This window comes from Luteimonas sp. R10 (assembly GCF_045689605.1).
Taxonomy (GTDB): Bacteria; Pseudomonadota; Gammaproteobacteria; order Xanthomonadales; family Xanthomonadaceae; genus Luteimonas.
In genome coordinates this window covers 2,813,363-2,827,264 of sequence record NZ_CP141262.1, presented here as the reverse complement: position 1 = coordinate 2,827,264, position 13,902 = coordinate 2,813,363, and the positions used below count along the sequence as shown (strand labels likewise).

The following is a 13,902-nucleotide window of genomic DNA, read 5'->3' as shown; positions in this document are numbered from 1 at the left end:
GCCCGGTTCAATGCAGGAAGCCGGCCAGCCTGGCCTCGATGTTGCGCGGGTTTTCGCCCTGCGCGATCGCGATCAGACCCTCGATGATCATCTCGCGCTCGCCGCTGCGGCGGCCGATCACGCTCTTGAGCTTGGCGGCGATGGGCAGGAAGAACAGGTTGGCGGAGGCGATGCCGTAGATCGTCGCGGTGAACGCGGCGGCGATGCCGTGGCCCAGCTTGCTCGGGTCGGCCAGGTTCTTCATCACCGCGATCAGGCCGAACACCGCGCCGACGATGCCCAGCGTCGGGGCATAGATGCCCATGCCCTCGAACACCTTGGCCGCGGCCAGGTCCTTGTGCTCCTCGCCGTCGAGCTCGATCTCCAGCATGTGCCGGATCGCTTCCGGTTCCAGGCCGTCGACCAGCATCTGCAGGCCCTTCTTCAGGAACGGATCGGTCTGCTCGGCGACCCGGCTCTCCAGTCCGAGCAGTCCCTGGCGCCGCGCCACGTTGCTCCATTCGAGCAACTGCGCCAGCAGCGCCTTGCGGTCGCCGCCCGGTGGCCGCACCGTCCACCCGACGATCCGCAGCGCGCGCTTGAACACCTGCGGCGGTGTGTGCAGGAAGATCGCCGCGGTGGTGCCGATGATGACGATGACGAAGGCGGCCGCCGACCATAGCGAGGACAGACCCGCGCCCTTGAGCACGCTGCCGCCAAGCAGCGCGCCGATGGCGAGCACGATTCCGACCACGCTGAGGATGTCCATGGCTTTGATATCGACCCCGGGGTCCGAGACTTGAGTTGACATGACGGGCGGCGCGGTCGCCCTAGCGGGCGCGCAGGCCGTCGACGTCGAGGATCAGCGCCATGCGGCCATCGCCGATCAGGGTCGCGCCGGCGTAGCCGGTCAGTCCGCGCAGCGAGCGCGGCAACGGCTTGATCACCACCTCCTCGCGTCCCTGCACGATGTCGACGACCAGCCCGAAGCGGCTTTCGCCCATCTGCAGCACCACCACCGTCAGCAGCGGCGCTTGCAGCGGCGGCAGGCCGAGCCAGCCGCGCAGGTCCACGAGCGACAGCGCATGCGATTGGCGGTCGAGCACGGCGCGGCCGTCGAACCAGCTGACCGAGCCGGCGGACGCATGCAGCACCTCCCGCACACGCGCCAGCGGCAGCGCGTAGGCGACGTCGCCCGCCTGCACCAGCAGGGTCGGCAGGATCGCCAGGGTCAGGGGAACGCGGATCGAGAAGCGGCTGCCGCGGCCGAGTTCGGAGTGGATCTGGATCTGGCCGCTGAGCTCGCGGATGCGCGACTGCACCACGTCCATGCCGACGCCGCGACCGGAGATGTCGGTCACCTCGGCCTTGGTCGAGAAGCCGGGCAGGAAGATCAGCTGCAGGCATTCGTCCGGGGTCAGGCGCGCCGCTGCCTCGCCGTCGATCAGTCCCTTCTCGCGAGCCTTCACGCGCAGTCGCTCGGCGTCGATGCCGGCGCCGTCGTCCTGCACCTCGATGCCGACGTAATCGCCCTCCTGCTGCGCCATCAGCCGGACCTTCCCGGCACGCGGCTTGCCGATGGCCTCGCGCAGGCCCGGCTGCTCGATGCCGTGATCGATGGCATTGCGCACCAGGTGCACCAGCGGGTCGGCCAGTGCTTCGACCAGGTTGCGGTCCAGTTCGGTCTCGGCGCCGACCAGCTCCAGTTCGACCTCCTTCTGCAGCGAGCGCGCGACATCGCGCGCGACCTTGGGGAAGCGCGAGAACACCTTGCCCACCGGCTGCATGCGGGTGCGCATCACCGCGGTCTGCAGGCGCGCGGTAGCGACGTCCAGCGCGCCGACCACGCGGTCCAGTTCCTCGTCGCGCAGCCGCGCGCGGATGATCTTGAGGCGGTTGCGGGCCAGCACCATCTCGCCGATCAGGTTGACGATGGCGTCCAGGCGGCGGGTCTCGACGCGCACGGTCTGGTCGCCCTCGGCGGCCGCGGCGCGTGCCGGGACCGCCGAGGGCGCGCCGCCGTGCGCGGAAGGCCGTGCCAGGGTGGGCGCCGCGGGCCGGACCGCCGCCGCGGCGGGCGCGACAGCGACGGCTCCCGGCGCCGCGCCGCCGTGCAGCTGGTCGAGCAATGCCTCGAATTCGTCGTCGTCGATCATCGCGTCCGGCGCCGGCGCCGGTTTCGCCGCCGCCGGGCGCGCGCCCTGCAGCTGGTCGAGCAGGGCCTCGAATTCGTCGTCGGTGATCAGGTCGCCGGCGGCCGGCGCTGCAGCCTGTGCCTGTGCCGGCTCGCCGGCCAGGCCGAACTGTGCGATCAGCGCCGGCGGCGCATGTTCCGGCGCCTCACCGGCGGAGACCGCGTCGAGCATCGCCTGCAGCCAGTCGATCGACTGCTGGGCGGCGTCGAAGTGACGCGCCTGCAGGCGGGCGGTATCGCTGCGCACCGCGCCCAGGGTCTCCTCGGCGGCATGGCACAGCGCCACTACCGGCTCGATGCCGAGGAAGCCGGCGCCGCCCTTGAGGGTGTGGAAGGCGCGGAACACCGCGTTGAGCTGCTCGCGGTCGCCAGGATCCTGCTCGAGCGCCACCAGCTGCTCGCCGAGCCGGTCGAGCAGCTCACGCGCCTCGACGATGAAGTCGGCGGCGATGTCCGGGGAGATCGCGCCCATGGCTACAGCCCGAGGTCGGACAGCAACGCGTCGGCGTCGCCCTGGCTGACGCCATGGCGGTCGACGCCGGGCAGGGCGGGGCCGCTGGCGCGGGTATCGCTGTCGTCGGGCCTGGGCGGGAGCCCGAGCGCGCCGAAGCCCTCGTGCACCCGCCGCACGATCATCGCCACGCGGCGGATGATCTGCCCGGTCAGGTCCTGGTAGCTCTGCGCCAGCGCCATCTCGCCCAGTTGCGCGTGGATCTGGACCACCAGGTCCTCCTGCGCCGGGGCCAGGCCGGTCTGGCGCAGCTGCTCGACCAGGCCGCGGCAGGCCTCGGTGAGATCGAGGGTGCGGTGGCTGGCCAGCTCGGTCATCGCCACCACGTGGTCCAGGCGCGCGCAGGCGTCGTCGAGCTCGCCGGCCGTGGCGGCGCCCGCGGGGGGCAGCTCGCCCAGCGCCTCGTCGAGCTCGCGCGCCAGGCGCCCGAGCCCGCGCACCAGCGGTCGCGCACGCGCCTTGGCCAGCATGTCCACCTCGCGGCGCCACGCAGCCTCGTCGCCGCTCTCCAGCGCCTCGAGCGCCACCCTGAGCCGCTCGATCAGCGCGGCGTGTTCGTCGGCGGTCTCCATCACGCGGGCGCCGCCAGTCGCTCGAAGATCTTCGACAGCTTCTCTTCCAGGGTCTGCGCGGTGAACGGCTTGATGATGTAGCCGTTCACGCCGCTCTGCGCGGCCTCGATGATCTGCTCGCGCTTGGCCTCGGCGGTCACCATCAGCACCGGCAACGTGCGCAACGCTTGGTCGGCGCGGATCGCGCGCAGCAGCTCGATGCCGGTCATGCTCGGCATGTTCCAGTCGGTGACCACGAAGTCGAACGGCGCCTGGCGCAGCGCCGCCAGCGCGCTGTGGCCGTCTTCGGCCTCGGCGGTGTTGGTGAAGCCGAGATCGCCGAGCAGGTTGCGGATGATCCGGCGCATCGTCGAGAAATCGTCGACGATCATGATGCGCATGTTCTTGTTCACTTGGGGACTCCAGATACTTGAAGGGGGTGCGGGCGACGGGTCACTCGTCGCTGTCGAGCCCGGCGTCGGCGGCCTCGAACGCCTTCAGGCGTCCGCGCAACCGCAGCACCGCCTGGCCGTGGATCTGGCACACGCGCGACTCGCTCACCCCGAGCACGGCGCCGATCTCCTTGAGGTTGAGCTCCTGCTCGTAATACAGCGACAGCACCAGCTGTTCGCGCTCGGGCAGCTGGCCGATGGCGCCGACCAGCTCGCGTCCGAACTCGCTGCGCTCCAGGGTCTGTTCCGGGGACGGGCCGCCGCGGACGCCGGTCTCGACCTCGCCGTGGTCGTCGATGTGCGAGTCCAGGCTGAGCACCTGGCCGCGCGCCGCGTTCTCGAGCAGCCGCAGGTAGTCCGGTAGCGGCATGTCCATGCGCGCCGCGACCTCCTGCGCGCTGGCGGCGCGCCCGGAGGACTGCTCGATCTGGCGCACCGCGGCGGCGGCTTCGCGGGCGCGGCGGTGCACCGAGCGCGGCACCCAGTCGCCGCGGCGGATCTCGTCGATCATCGAGCCGCGGATGCGGATCGAGGCGTAGGTCTCGAACGAGGCGCCCTGGTCGGCGTCGTAGCTGCGCGAGGCCTCGATCAGGCCGATCATGCCGGCCTGGATCAGGTCGTCGACGTCGACGCTGGCCGGCAGCCGCGCGGCCAGATGGTGGGCGATGCGACGGACCAGTTCGGAATGGCTGGCGACGTACTCGCCGGCCGTGGCGCGCTGCACTTCTCTGTACTGCCGGGCGGCGACGTTCATGCCGGTGCTCCCTGCCTGATCATGCGTTCGACGAAGAATTCGACGTTTCCGCGCGGCGCCGCCGGCGCCTGCCAGCGGGAGGCGCGTCGGGCGATCTCGCCCAGTGCGCGCGCGGACGGACTTGCGGGGTAGGCGCGGACCACCGCCTGCTGGCGCTGCACCGCCAGGCGCAGCCAGTCGCACTGCGGCACCGCGCCGAGGTAGTTCAGCGACACGTCGCCGATGAAGCGCTCGCAGACCCGCGACAGCTTGTCGTACAGGCCGCGCCCCTCGTTCTGGCTGCGCACCATGTTGGCGATCACCTGCACCCGGTTCACGCCGCGCTCGCGGGACAGCACCTTGATGAGCGCGTAGGCGTCGGTGATCGAGGCCGGCTCGTCGCAGACCACGATCGCCGCGTCCTGTGCGGCCTGGCAGAAGGTCAGCACGCTGTCGGTGATGCCGGCGGCGGTGTCGACCACCATCACGTCGAGCTCGCGCTCGAGGTCGCTGAACACGTTGACCAGGCCGACGTGCTCGGCCGGGCGCAGCTCGGCCATGTGCCGGCGCCCGGAGGCCGCGGGCACCACCAGCAGCCCGGCCGGTCCCTCGATCAGCACGTCCTCGAGCCCGCAGCGGCCGGATACCAGGTCGGCCAGGGTGTAGCGCGGCGACAGCCCGAGCAGCACGTCGACGTTGGCCAGGCCGAGGTCGGCATCGAGCAGCAGGGTGCGCTTGCCGAGTTCGGCGAGGGCGACCGCGAGGTTGACCGAGACGTTGGTCTTGCCGACGCCGCCCTTGCCGCCGGTGATCGCGAGGGTGCGGATCGGATGCATGGCGGGAGCGCTGATGTTCTGGGACTCACGCGACGGCATGGTCGAACTCCTGGGTGTCGGGACGCGCTGCGGCGCGGCGAAGATCGTCCAGCCGCAGCACCAGGTGGGCCGCGTTGGCGCGATGGAGGTCGTCGGGCACCCGCTGGCCGTCGGTGATCCAGGTCAGGGGCAGCTCGTGGTCGACCACGGTCGACAGGGCGCTGCCCAGGCGCCCGGTCTCGTCGAGCTTGGTGAGCACGACGCCCTGCGGCCTGGCGCCCCGGAAGCGGCGCGCCACCTCGTCGAGGTCGGCGTGGTGCGAGTTGGCCGGCAGCACCAGCAGCGTGCGCACCTGCCTGGCGGCGCGCAGCCAGTTCAGCTGGCCGGCGAGGGCGCGATCGCGCTGGCTCAGGCCGGCGGTGTCCACCAGGACCAGGCGGTAGTCCTGCAGGCGCTGCAGCAGCTGCAGCAGGCCGGCCTCGCTGTCGGCCTCGTGCACGGCGATGCCGAGCTGGCGGCCATAGCTGTAGAGCTGCTCGCGCCCGCCGATGCGCGCGGTGTCGGTGGTGACCAGCGCCACGTCGCGCGCCTGGTGCTGCGAGGCATAGAGCGCGGCGAGTTTGGCGATCGTGGTGGTCTTGCCGGCGCCGGTCGGGCCGACCAGGGCGATCACCCCGGCTTCGTGCAGCGGATCGACCGGGCAGATCGGCAGCCGCTTCGAGATCAGCCCCAGCATCAGGCCGCGGCCGCGGTGCGGCTCGGTGTCGGCAGGGATCTGCAGCACCACGTCGCGGGTGATCCCGGCATCGAAGCCGTAGTCCTCCATCAGGTCCATGGCCTGGGCGCGCACCGGTGAACCGCGCAGGCGCTCGTCGGTCAGGCGCGCCATCTCGCGCTCGATCATCTGCCGCATTTGCGACAGCTCGTTGCGCATCTCCACCAGCTGCGCATCGCTGGTCGCCGCAGCCGGAACCGGCGCGGGCGCCGGTGCGGCGGCGGCAGGGAGGGGCCCCGCCGGTGCCGGAGCCGAAGCCGAAGCCGAAGCCGAAGCCGGAATGGTGGCGGGCGCGGGCAGCGGATCGCGGGCGGGAACTGGGGCGGCCGCAACCGGATGGCGCGCCGCGGCGAAAGCGGCGGCGAATTCGGGAGCCGGATCGGCGTTGCGCACCGCCGCTGCCGGGATATCGGCGCCGGGCGATGGCGGGGCCGTTCCAGCGGCCGGCGCCGGATCCTTCGCGCGCAGCGCGGCGAAGGCGTCGGTGGCGGGGCCGTCGGGGACCTCGAACACCGCCCGCTCCGCCGCCGCCCGGGCCGGCTCGCGCGCCGCGTCGAGCGCGCGCTGCACCAGGGCCTCGTCGTAATTGCTTGCGGCGACGATCTCCACGCCGTCGTCGGTGTGGCGGTTGGACAGGATCACCGCGTCCGGGCCGTGCTCGGCGCGCACCAGCTGCAGGGCGGTACGCATGTCGTGGGCGACGAATCGCTTGATCTTCATGGTGAAAAGCCGGGATTGGGGATTGGGGATTGGGGATTCGCAACGGCGAAGACGGCGCATGGCCATCTCGTCCGCGTTTGTCCCTTGCCTGCTGTGTCGTGTCTCATGTCGCCGCGTCTCCCGCTCTTGCCAATCCCGAATCCCCAATCCCCAATCCCGGCTCTCAACTGATCGTCCCGACCAGCTTCAGCCGCTTGTCCTCGGGCACTTCCGTGTAGGCCAGTACCGAGAGCGAGGGCACGCTGTGGCGGACCAGGCGCGCCAGCGCGGCGCGAACCGCACCGGGCACCAGCACCACCGCCGGTTCGTTGCTGGCTTCCTGCCTGCTGGCGCAATCGGCCAGGCTCTGCTGCAGCCGTTCAGCCAGTCCCGGTTCCAGCGCGGCGCCCGAGCCCTGCGCGGAGTCCTGCAAGACCCGTTCCAGCGCCGGCGCCAGCGTGAACACCGGCAGTTCCGGCGCCATGCCGGCGATCTCCTGGACGATGAAGCGGCCGAGCGCGGCGCGGACCGCGGCGGTGAGCTGCGCCGGCTCCTGGCTCTGCGCCGCGTGCTCGACCAGCGATTCGACGATGCGGCGCAGCTGGCGCAACGGGATGCGCTCGACGAGCAGGTTCTGCAGCACGCGCACCACCACCGACAGCGGCAGCGCCTTGGGCGTCAGGTCCTCGACCAGCTTCGGCGCGCTCTTGGCCAGGGTGGCGAGCAGCTGCTGCACTTCCTCGTGGCCAAGCAGCTCGGGCGCCTGCTCGCGCACCAGGTGCGAGAGGTGAGTGGCCATCACGGTGGCCGGATCGACCACGGTGTAGCCGAGCGACTCGGCGTGGCTGCGCTGATGCGGCTGGATCCAGATCGCGTCCAGTCCGAACGCGGGGTCCTTGCCGGGAACGCCCTCGAGGGTGCCGAACGCGCCGCCGGGGTCGAGCGCCAGCAGGCGGTCGGGGTGGACCTCCGCGGTCGCGACCGGCACGCCATGTATCAGCATCCGGTAGCCGGACGGCGGCAGCTCGAGGTTGTCGCGGATGTGCACCGGCGGGATCAGGAAGCCGATGTCCTGGGTGAGCTTGCGGCGCACCGCCTTGATCCGCGCCATCAGCTCGCCGCCCTGGGCCTTGTCGACCAGCGGGATCAGGCGGTAGCCGACCTCGAGGCCCAACGGGTCGACGGGGCGCAGTTCGTCCCAGCCCAGCTCGGCCGGGCCGGACGGCTCGGGCACCGGCAGCGACGGATCGTTGGCGGTCTGTTCGGCGTCGAGAGTCCGTCGCCGCATCTTCCAGGCCGCATAGCCGGTGAGCGCGGCGAGCGTCAGGAACGCGACGTTGGGCATGCCCGGCACCACGCCGACCACGAACAGGATGCCGGCGGCGATCGCCAGCGCCCGATACTGGCCGAACACCTGGCCGGTGACCGCGCCGCCCATGTCCTGGCTGCGCGAGGCGCGGGTGACCAGCAGCGCCACCGCCGAGGACACCAGCAGCGACGGCAGCTGCGCCACCAGGCCGTCGCCGATCGACAGCAGCACGTAGGTGGAGGCGGCATCGGACATCGACATGTCGTGGCTGAGCACGCCGATCGCCAGGCCGCCGACCAGGTTGATGAACAGGATCAGGATGCCGGCGATGGCGTCGCCGCGGACGAACTTGCTGGCACCGTCCATGGCCCCGTAGAAATCCGCCTCCTGGCGCACCTCCTCGCGGCGGGCCTTGGCCTCGTCGCGGGTGAGCATGCCGGCGTTGAGGTCGGCATCGATCGCCATCTGCTTGCCGGGCATGGCGTCGAGGATGAAGCGCGCGGTGACTTCCGAAACGCGCCCGGCGCCCTTGGTCACCACCACGAAGTTGATGATGGTCAGGATCGCGAACACCACCAGGCCGACGGCGTAGTTGCCGCCGATGACGAACTCGCCGAAGGCCTCGATGACGCGGCCGGCGGCGCCACCGCCATCGTGGCCGTTGAGCAGGATCACCCGCGTGGAGGCGACGTTGAGCGCCAGCCGCAGCATGGTGGTGACCAGCAGCACGATCGGGAAGATGCTGAAGTCCAGCGGCCGCTGCACGTAGACCACCGCCAGCAGTACCACCAGCGACAGCGCGATGTTGAAGCTGAACAGTGCATCGAGCACCGGCGTGGCCAGCGGCACCACGATCATCGCCAGCAGCGCCAGCACCAGCAGCGGCGCGCCCAGGCCCTGGCGCAGCAGCGCCAGGATGCGCCGGGCATCCATCGACGGGGCGGTGGCGCTCATCGCGGTGCGGCCCCGTCGTGCTCGTCGACCTCGACATCGGTCAGTAGCGGCTGAGGCCCGGTGCCCGGGCGCCAGCTGCGCAGCTGATAGACGTAGGACAGCACCTGGGCGACGGCGGCATACAGTCTCACGGGAATTTCCTGGCCGATCTGGCCTTCCCGATACAAGACGCGTGCCAGCGGCGGCGCCGAGACCAGCGCGACCCGGTGGCGCTCGCCGACCTCGCGGATGCGCAGGGCGATCTCGTCGACGCCCTTGGCCACGATCTTCGGCGCGCCCATGCCGCCGCCGTCGTATTTCAGCGCCACCGCATAGTGGGTCGGATTGAGCACGATTACGTCGGCGGTCGGTACGTCCTCCATCATCCGTCGCTGCGACATCTGCTGTTGCAGCTGGCGGATGCGGCCCTTGACCTCGGGCCTGCCCTCGACCTCCTTCAGCTCCTCGCGCAGTTCCTGGCGGGTCATCTTCAGTTTCCGCCGCCAGTTCCACTTCTGGTAGGGCGCGTCGATCGAGGCCAGCAGCAGCAGCGCCGCGGCGGTGGCCAGCAGCATGGTCAGGGCGAAGCCGAGGCCGCTGCGCGCGGCCTGCTCGACCGGCTGGTTGAGCATCGAGCGCAGCAGCCGGATGCCCGGCCACATGCACAAGGCGGCGGCGCCGCCGACCAGCACCACCCGCAGCAGCGACTTGACCAGCTCGGCCAGGCCCTCCGGGCCGTAGATGCGCTTGAGCCCGGCGAGCGGGTTGAGGCGCTTGAAGTCGGGCACCAGCGACTTGCCGGCGAAGCGCAGGCCGCCCATGAGCACCGGCGCGGCGAAGCCCGCCAGCAGCGCCACCGCGATCAGCGGTGCCACGGCCATCAGTAGCCGCAGCAGCAGCATGCCGGCATGGCCGAACAGCTCCGCAGGCGCTTCACGCAGCGCCAGGTCGGGGGTGAGCGCGGTCCGCATCCACGCCAGGGCACCGCGTGCCATCATCCCACCGCCCGACAGCAGTGCCAGCACCGCGCCGCCGAACACCGCGGCGGTGGCCAGCTCGCGCGAGCGCGGCACATCGCCTTTCTCCCGTGCTTCGCGCAGGCGTTTCTCGCTGGGCTGTTCGGTCTTTTCCTGGCCGTTCTCGTTCTCGGCCATGGCCGGGCGTCCTGCGGGGATGGGGGCCCAGGCAGCCGTGCAAGCGCCGTGCCGCGGCGTGCCGGCGTGCGCTGGTCAGGGGGCGTAGACGCGGCCCGAGGCGTCGAACGCCTGGTCGAACAGCCGCTGTACCGGCGGCCCCAGTTCGCCCGCCAGTAGCGCCAGCAGGAACATGCCCAGCAGCACCGCGACCGGCAGGCCGAGCTGGATCGGGTTGAGCGCCGGTGCGGCACGCGCCAACACGCCGAACGCCAGGTTCGAGGCCAGCATCGCCACCATCACCGGCAGCGCCAGGCCGAGGGCGCCGCGCAGCACCGCCGAGAAGAACGCCGGCGCCACCTCCAGCATCGCCGTGACGTCGGGCAGGGTGGCGCCGATCGGCAGGGCCTCGTAGCTGCGTACCAGCAGGGCGATCATCGCCAGGTGGCCGTTGGCGGCGAAGAACAGCAGCCCGAACGCCATGTAGAACCACTGCCCGATCACGCCGGAATTGACCCCGCGCAGCGGATCGCTCATCTGCGCGAACGCCAGCCCGGTGCCCTGGGAGATCAGTTCCCCGGCCAGGGCGCCGGCCTCGAACACCAGCCGCAGCATGAAGCCCATGGCCACGCCGATCGCCAGCTCGCGGGCGACGGTGAGCACCGTGACGGCGTCGAAGCCGGTCCACTCGGGCACGGGCGGCAGGATCGGCGCCAGCGCCGCGGCGAGCGCCAGCGACGCCAGCACCCGGATCCGGGCCGGGATCGCGCGGGTGCCGATCAGCGGCATCGCCATCAGCAGCGCGCCGACCCGCAATCCGGTCCACAGCAGCGCGCCGATCATGCCGAAGGCCTGCTGGCCGTCGATGGCCATGGCGGTGGCGGTATCCACTGGCTAGCCGATCAGGTGCGGGATCCGCTGGAACAGCGTGATCGTGTAGTCGACCAGATAGATCAACAGGAAGCTGCCGAGCGCGAACAGCGCCGCGGTCAGCGCCGCCGCCTTGGCGATGAAGGCGATGGTCGGCTCGTTGAGCTGGGTGGCGGCCTGCACCACGCCGACGACCACGCCGACCACCAGCACCGTCATCAGCAGCGGGCCGCCGACCCACAGCGCCACCTGCAGGCCGAGGCGCAGTTCGGTGAGGGCGAGTTCGGGAGTCATTGGAAAGCCGGGAATGGGGAGTGGGGAATGGGGAATCGCAAAGCAGGGAAGACGTCGGCCGACTGGATCGGCGGGAGTTGATGTAGGCGGTCGGTTTTCACGATTCCCGATTCCCCATTCCCGATTCCCGCCAGCTTCAATTGAAGCTGGCGGCAAGCGTGCCGACGGTAAGCACCCAACCATCGACCAGCACGAACAGCAGGATCTTGAACGGCGCCGAGACCAGCATCGGTGAGAGCATCATCATGCCCATCGACATCAGCACGCTGGCCACCACCAGGTCGATGATGATGAAGGGGATGAAGATCAGGAATCCGATTTCGAACGCGGTCTTCAGCTCGCTGGTGACGAACGATGCCACCAGCACCTGGAACGGCACGTCGGCGGGGCCGGCATAGGTGTCGTGGCCGGCCAGGCCGGCGAAGGTCATCAGGTCGGTCTCGCGCACCTGCGCCAGCATGAAGGCGCGCAGCGGTTCGGTGCCGAGGGCCCAGGCGGCGCGGAAGTCGATCTCGCCGTTGAGATAGGGGCCGAACCCCGCGCTCCAGGCCTTCTCCCACACCGGCGTCATGACCAGCGCGGTGAGGAACAGCGCCAGCCCCACCAGCACCTGGTTGGACGGTGTCTGGCCGGTCCCCAACGCCTGCCGCAGCAGGCCGAGCACGATGATGATGCGGGTGAACGCGGTCAGCACCAGCAGCATCGACGGGATCAGGGTGATCGCCGTCATCAGCAGCAGGGTCTGCAGCGGCAGGCTCACCGGCGCATCGCCGATGTTGGCCACGGTGATGTCGGGCAGCGCCGGCAGCTGCGGCGCGGCGGCGGGCGCCGCCATCGACAGCAGCGGCAGGGCGAGCAGGAAGATCCCGACGAGGGCGGTCAGGCAATGGCGGAACATGTCAGGGCCCCTTGCGTAGCCGCTGTGCCAGCAGCTGGGAGAAGTCGGGAAGTTTCTTGAACTGCGGCATCTGCGCCGCGGGCGCCTCGGGCAGCGGCTGCGGCAGCCGGTGCAGCGTGCGCACGGTGCCGGGGCCGACGCCGAGCAGCAGCTGGTCGTTGCCGACCTGCACCACCAACGCGCGCTCCTTGGCGCCGAGCTGCACGCTGGCGACGATGCGCAGCCCGTCGGCCTGGCGGAATCCGCCGCCGGGCATGCGCTTGAGCAGCCAGGCCAGGCCGACGATCAGGCCGAGCACCAGCACCAGGGCGAAGAACCCGCCGATCAGGCCGGGTCCCGACGGTGCATGGGCGCCGACCCTGGCGGCGGCGGGCGCCGCGGCGGTGGCTGCGGTGGCCGCGGCAAGGATCACCGCAACCTCCGGATCCGCTCACTCGGGCTGACCACGTCGGTGAGGCGCATGCCGAAGCGGTCGTTGATCACCACCACCTCGCCGTGGGCGATCAGGGTGCCGTTGACGTAGACGTCGAGCGGCTCGCCGGCGCCGCGCTCGAGCTCGATCACCGAGCCGCGGTTGAGTTGCAGCAGGTTGCGGATCGGCATGCGGGTGCGGCCGACTTCCAGCGAGAGCGCCACCGGCACGTCCAGGATCATGTCCAGGCTCAGGTCCTGGGCTTCGCCGGCGGACTCGGGTTGCAGGTCGTCGAACTCGGCGGGGCTGGCCGCCAGGGCGTCGTTGGGGTTCATGCTTGCGTTTCCTGGATGTCGGGGAGGCGTGCCGGCTCGGTGCCGGGCGGTCTGGTGGCGACGATCTTCACCACGTTGTTGCCGTTGGCGGTGCCGAACTCGCCGGTGAAGACGGGGATGTTCTCCACGCACACCGGCACGTGGCGCGGCAGGTCGATCAGCAGGACGTCGCCGACCTTCAGGCGGGTGAGCTGGCGCAGGTCGATGCGCTTGTTCGCCAGCACGCTGGAGACGGTGACCTCGGCGGACTGCAGCTGCTCGCGCAGCATCTCGTTCCAGCTGTCGTCGCGATCGATGCGGTCGCTCTGGATGCCGGCGTCGAGCAGCTCGCGGATCGGCTCGAGCATCGAGTAGGGCAGGGTGACGTGGATCTCGCCGCCGCCGCCTTCCAGCTCGACGTGGAAGCGGCTGACCACCACGTATTCGCGCGGGGTGACGATGTTGGCGAAGTGCGGGTTGACCTCGGAATTGATGTACTCGAACTGCACGTCCAGCACCGGCGCCCACGCCTCGGCCAGGTCGGCGAAGGTCTGCTTGAGCATCAGCTGGATCACCCGCATCTCGGTCGGCGTGAAGTCGCGTCCCTCGATCCGGGTGGGATAGCGACCGTCGCCGCCGAAGAAGTTGTCGACCACGCTGAACACCAGTTTCGGCTCGAACACGATCAGCCCGGTGCCGCGCAGCGGCTTGAAACGGATCAGGTTGAGGTTGGTGGGCACGTACAGCTGGTGCAGGTAGTCGCCGAACTTGACCAGCTCGATCCCGCGCACCGACAGTTCGGCGGACCGGCGGATGAGATTGAACAGGCCGATCCGCCACAGCCGCACGAAGCGCTCGTTGACCATCTCCAGGGTCGGCATCCGGCCGCGGATGATCCGGTCCTGGCTGGCGAAGTCGTACGAGACGGCTTCGCCGGGCGCAGGCTCCGGCTCGGTGTCGACCACGCCGGAATCCACGCCGTGCAGCAGCGCATCGATCTCTTCCTGCGAGAGCAGGTCATTGCTCATGG

15 protein-coding genes are annotated in these 13,902 nt (G+C 70.6%); all 15 read right to left on the bottom strand.

Features of this window, described 5'->3' with window-relative positions:
- Window positions 1-7: 7 nt before the first annotated feature.
- The 15 genes from U3649_RS12410 to fliM all read right to left on the bottom strand — a co-directional run bounded on the left by U3649_RS12410 (window position 8) and on the right by fliM (window position 13,900).
- Window positions 8-748 carry a flagellar motor protein gene (locus tag U3649_RS12410; protein WP_407351631.1) on the bottom strand — a complete coding sequence of 247 codons (741 nt, stop codon included), beginning with the start codon at window positions 746-748 and terminating at the stop codon, window positions 8-10.
- 61 nt (window positions 749-809) lie between these two features.
- Entirely contained in the window at window positions 810-2,645 is a 1,836-nt protein-coding gene (locus U3649_RS12405; protein ID WP_407351630.1) for a chemotaxis protein CheA, read from the bottom strand.
- A 2-nt stretch (window positions 2,646-2,647) separates the two neighbouring features.
- Window positions 2,648-3,256: a protein phosphatase CheZ gene (locus U3649_RS12400; protein WP_407351629.1), complete on the bottom strand. Its 609-nt coding sequence runs from the start codon at window positions 3,254-3,256 to the stop codon at window positions 2,648-2,650.
- Window positions 3,256-3,648 (bottom strand): chemotaxis response regulator CheY, encoded by a 393-nt coding sequence (cheY, locus tag U3649_RS12395; protein WP_407351628.1) that lies wholly within the window; start codon window positions 3,646-3,648, stop codon window positions 3,256-3,258. The genes U3649_RS12400 and cheY overlap by 1 nt, the downstream gene beginning before the upstream one ends.
- 40 nt (window positions 3,649-3,688) lie before the next feature.
- Window positions 3,689-4,441, bottom strand: coding sequence for an RNA polymerase sigma factor FliA (locus U3649_RS12390; RefSeq protein ID WP_407351627.1), 753 nt, complete (start codon window positions 4,439-4,441; stop codon window positions 3,689-3,691).
- Window positions 4,438-5,295 carry a P-loop NTPase gene (locus tag U3649_RS12385; RefSeq protein ID WP_407351626.1) on the bottom strand — a complete coding sequence of 286 codons (858 nt, stop codon included), beginning with the start codon at window positions 5,293-5,295 and terminating at the stop codon, window positions 4,438-4,440. Before U3649_RS12385 ends, U3649_RS12390 begins: the two co-directional genes overlap by 4 nt.
- On the bottom strand, window positions 5,282-6,730 hold the full coding sequence (gene flhF, locus U3649_RS12380; RefSeq protein WP_407351625.1) for a flagellar biosynthesis protein FlhF: 1,449 nt from the start codon (window positions 6,728-6,730) through the stop codon (window positions 5,282-5,284). The genes U3649_RS12385 and flhF overlap by 14 nt, the downstream gene beginning before the upstream one ends.
- A gap of 163 nt (window positions 6,731-6,893) precedes the next feature.
- Window positions 6,894-8,951: a flagellar biosynthesis protein FlhA gene (gene flhA / locus U3649_RS12375; RefSeq protein ID WP_407354611.1), complete on the bottom strand. Its 2,058-nt coding sequence runs from the start codon at window positions 8,949-8,951 to the stop codon at window positions 6,894-6,896.
- Window positions 8,952-8,968: 17 nt separating this feature from the next.
- Window positions 8,969-10,105: a flagellar biosynthesis protein FlhB gene (gene flhB, locus U3649_RS12370; RefSeq protein ID WP_407351624.1), complete on the bottom strand. Its 1,137-nt coding sequence runs from the start codon at window positions 10,103-10,105 to the stop codon at window positions 8,969-8,971.
- Between the two features lie 75 nt (window positions 10,106-10,180).
- Complete coding sequence (gene fliR / locus U3649_RS12365) at window positions 10,181-10,975, bottom strand: flagellar biosynthetic protein FliR (protein ID WP_407351623.1); 795 nt, start codon at window positions 10,973-10,975, stop codon at window positions 10,181-10,183.
- 3 nt (window positions 10,976-10,978) lie between these two features.
- Complete coding sequence (locus U3649_RS12360) at window positions 10,979-11,248, bottom strand: flagellar biosynthetic protein FliQ (RefSeq protein WP_407351622.1); 270 nt, start codon at window positions 11,246-11,248, stop codon at window positions 10,979-10,981.
- 136 nt (window positions 11,249-11,384) lie between these two features.
- Complete coding sequence (fliP, locus tag U3649_RS12355; protein ID WP_407351621.1) at window positions 11,385-12,146, bottom strand: flagellar type III secretion system pore protein FliP; 762 nt, start codon at window positions 12,144-12,146, stop codon at window positions 11,385-11,387.
- 1 nt (window position 12,147) lies between these two features.
- Window positions 12,148-12,558, bottom strand: coding sequence for a flagellar biosynthetic protein FliO (gene fliO, locus U3649_RS12350; RefSeq protein ID WP_407351620.1), 411 nt, complete (start codon window positions 12,556-12,558; stop codon window positions 12,148-12,150).
- The gene (gene fliN, locus U3649_RS12345) at window positions 12,555-12,893 is read right to left on the bottom strand and encodes a flagellar motor switch protein FliN (protein ID WP_407351619.1); all 339 of its coding nucleotides are present in this window, start codon (window positions 12,891-12,893) and stop codon (window positions 12,555-12,557) included. The genes fliO and fliN overlap by 4 nt, the downstream gene beginning before the upstream one ends.
- Window positions 12,890-13,900 carry a flagellar motor switch protein FliM gene (gene fliM, locus U3649_RS12340; RefSeq protein WP_407351618.1) on the bottom strand — a complete coding sequence of 337 codons (1,011 nt, stop codon included), beginning with the start codon at window positions 13,898-13,900 and terminating at the stop codon, window positions 12,890-12,892. Before fliM ends, fliN begins: the two co-directional genes overlap by 4 nt.
- Window positions 13,901-13,902: the final 2 nt, after the last annotated feature.

Coding starts and splice junctions, on each gene's coding strand:
- U3649_RS12410 (WP_407351631.1), bottom strand. CDS start 748: ATGGACATCCTCAGCGTGGTCGGAATCGTGCTCGCCATCGGCGCGCTG.
- U3649_RS12405 (WP_407351630.1), bottom strand. CDS start 2,645: ATGGGCGCGATCTCCCCGGACATCGCCGCCGACTTCATCGTCGAGGCG.
- U3649_RS12400 (WP_407351629.1), bottom strand. CDS start 3,256: ATGGAGACCGCCGACGAACACGCCGCGCTGATCGAGCGGCTCAGGGTG.
- U3649_RS12390 (WP_407351627.1), bottom strand. CDS start 4,441: ATGAACGTCGCCGCCCGGCAGTACAGAGAAGTGCAGCGCGCCACGGCC.
- U3649_RS12385 (WP_407351626.1), bottom strand. CDS start 5,295: ATGCCGTCGCGTGAGTCCCAGAACATCAGCGCTCCCGCCATGCATCCG.
- flhF (WP_407351625.1), bottom strand. CDS start 6,730: ATGAAGATCAAGCGATTCGTCGCCCACGACATGCGTACCGCCCTGCAG.
- flhA (WP_407354611.1), bottom strand. CDS start 8,951: ATGGATGCCCGGCGCATCCTGGCGCTGCTGCGCCAGGGCCTGGGCGCG.
- flhB (WP_407351624.1), bottom strand. CDS start 10,105: ATGGCCGAGAACGAGAACGGCCAGGAAAAGACCGAACAGCCCAGCGAG.
- U3649_RS12360 (WP_407351622.1), bottom strand. CDS start 11,248: ATGACTCCCGAACTCGCCCTCACCGAACTGCGCCTCGGCCTGCAGGTG.
- fliP (WP_407351621.1), bottom strand. CDS start 12,146: ATGTTCCGCCATTGCCTGACCGCCCTCGTCGGGATCTTCCTGCTCGCC.
- fliN (WP_407351619.1), bottom strand. CDS start 12,893: ATGAACCCCAACGACGCCCTGGCGGCCAGCCCCGCCGAGTTCGACGAC.
- fliM (WP_407351618.1), bottom strand. CDS start 13,900: ATGAGCAATGACCTGCTCTCGCAGGAAGAGATCGATGCGCTGCTGCAC.